The sequence below is a fragment of the Candidatus Cloacimonadaceae bacterium genome, assembly GCA_030693415.1.
Lineage (GTDB): Bacteria > Cloacimonadota > Cloacimonadia > Cloacimonadales > Cloacimonadaceae > JAUYAR01.
The window spans coordinates 1-2,296 of sequence record JAUYAR010000100.1; the positions used below are offsets into that span (position 1 = coordinate 1).

Genomic DNA, 2,296 nt, shown 5'->3' on the forward strand with positions numbered 1-2,296 from the left:
GATAGCCAATGGAGCAATATCTGCCAACCACCTTGATAACAGCCTGTTTACCCTATCCAAGCTCCAGCACGAGCTTCAGGATCAGGATAAGGGAGTGGGAGAACAGAGCCAGAAAACCCCTGCCAATTGCCATGAAGACCGCTTCATCAATCACAAACTCGATAAGGAATATGATTCCATCCCGCATATAATATTGACCAACCAGTGCACTTGCTTTCTGTATCTCTCGGAGATCAAGCAGGAGCACACCCAAGTCAATGTTACTATCGGTATCGGACCGAACTTTGACGCTGAGGATGCCAAATATCAATTGCTTGTTTTACCCTTCTAAGAAACACCACAACCAGCCCAAGAAAGAAACCCGGTAAAACCGGGTATCTGTGTTGATAATGAAAGAACTTACTTCTGTTCGAGCCTGCAGATCAGCTCTGCCATCAGATTGATCACTTCCTTGTAATCGCTGCATTCCCAGGCATCATCGGCTTTGAACTTGATCTCATCCACCGTCATCTTCTCCGACTGCAGCCAGGGTCCCCGGAACTGATTCCACCAGCTCTTGTAGTGGAACTCATTTGCGTATGGATCATCTTCAACTGGATCTCTCTCCGAGCCATCCAAACCAGTCTTATCCATCTCGATCACCTTCATGGTCGATCCTAACTTCAATACCCCTGCCTTCTCTGCCAGGGCTTCAACTGGCTGCTCCGTACCATCTTCTCTCATCATTACGATCTGGCTGCCTGATTTCACCATCTCCTCCAGCGTTGCCTGATCCTTGCGATTCTTGTTTTGCTTGGTCATCTTGATCTCCTTCTCGGTTACCCGACTGTTAATTTATGGGTTCTACATAGAACCAGTGGCAACCGTGGTCAAGTCATTTCTGCACAATAGTATAAGAACTGCGAAGATGCCAGATAATACCTGATTAAGAAGATGAACGCATAAGTGCATCCCCAGAAGCATGTTGAAAACTCATTTGCAGAATTCGTGATATTCTTATGCGATAACAGCCCAAATCATCAGTTTGAGTTCAATAGTATCCTAAGCCACTTGTATGCATGATGTTGTGACATTCCGCTTGCAGAATTCAGTGAAACTGCATTTGCAGAAATCGTGATACTCATTTGCAGAAATGGTGATACTCGCATTATGCGGGTTTAGGCGATTTGCAGCCAATGTGATACGATTTGCAGAATTCAGTGAGACTCTATACGGGACTATGGTTGTGAACTGATCTTTCCTGATTTTGGTTGACAGTTAAAGTGAGGAAAAACATGCAAACGCAATGCAATGAAAGCTGTTAGCCACAGCCGAATCGAAATTCGGCTTCCCAATGTAGCGCAGCATGCCGATGCTGCGAGGACGTGAGACCTATCGTCTTCGCACCAGTGGCATCCTGCGCTACATGACAAGCTTGCGTGTGTCTTGTATTTCCCTTATCCTATCAGCAGGAGATTAATATTGGGAATAAAAGGTATCTCATGCATACTTTACGTATTTCAACAGATTCCTTTACAAATCCTGCCTATCCCCAAAGTGTCTCTTTTCAATAAAATCTATTTCAAGGAGGACTCAAATATGGAGACCTACAAAGAGATTATTGCCCGTTTGCTCCATAAGGAAATGGAGAGCCTTACCCCCTCTGAAAAGCATGTTCTGCAGCATTTGCACGAAAATGAAGCCATCAGCCAAAACACCCATGCTGTATTTACCGAAAAGCTCACTTTCGGACAACGAACTGCCGATAAAGTAGCGGCTTTTGGAGGAAGCTGGACTTTCATCGGTATATTCGGAGCCATAATAGCTCTCTGGATCGGGCTTAACGTGTATTTATTATTTATTCACAAGCGCCCCTTCGATCCTTTCCCATACATTCTGCTCAATCTCTTTCTGTCAATGCTGGCAGCTATTCAAGCTCCAGTGATTATGATGAGTCAGAACCGACAGGCTGCCCATGATAGATTGGATGCCAGATATGATTATGAAGTAAACCTGAAAGCAGAAATCGAGATAGTTGCCCTACACCAGAAAATTGATGAATTGCGTGTGCAGCAATGGGAAGCGCTATTGAAGCTTCAGGCTGAGCAAATCACCCGACTTCAAAAAATCGAAGTTGCGCTGGAGACTGAAAACCGATCCACAAATCTGTAAACCGATCCACAATTCTCTAAACCATCCACAATTCTGTAAACCGATCCACAATTCTGTAATCGATCCACAATTCTGTAACCGATCCCGCGAACAAGAACCGACGGGGACGTCGGTAATTCCATAATCATGGAACGGAAAATATCCG

General features: G+C 44.8%; 3 protein-coding genes. 2 read left to right on the forward strand and 1 reads right to left on the reverse strand.

The features are described from left to right. A partial coding sequence (locus tag Q8M98_06205) for a hypothetical protein (protein MDP3114354.1) occupies positions 1-331 on the forward strand: 331 nt, incomplete at its 5' end. Between the two features lie 68 nt (positions 332-399). Here the strand turns inward: Q8M98_06205 and Q8M98_06210 are convergent. Further along, positions 400-801: a hypothetical protein gene (locus Q8M98_06210; protein ID MDP3114355.1), complete on the reverse strand. Its 402-nt coding sequence runs from the start codon at positions 799-801 to the stop codon at positions 400-402. Between the two features lie 777 nt (positions 802-1,578). Here Q8M98_06210 and Q8M98_06215 point away from each other — a divergent pair. Then, positions 1,579-2,151, forward strand: a complete 573-nt coding sequence (locus Q8M98_06215) for a DUF1003 domain-containing protein (protein ID MDP3114356.1) — start codon at positions 1,579-1,581, stop codon at positions 2,149-2,151. Positions 2,152-2,296 lie beyond the last annotated feature (145 nt).

Excerpts from the sequence above, each read along its gene's own strand:
- Q8M98_06210 (MDP3114355.1), bottom strand. The coding sequence starts at position 801 with ATGACCAAGCAAAACAAGAATCGCAAGGATCAGGCAACGCTGGAGGAG.
- Q8M98_06215 (MDP3114356.1), top strand. The coding sequence starts at position 1,579 with ATGGAGACCTACAAAGAGATTATTGCCCGTTTGCTCCATAAGGAAATG.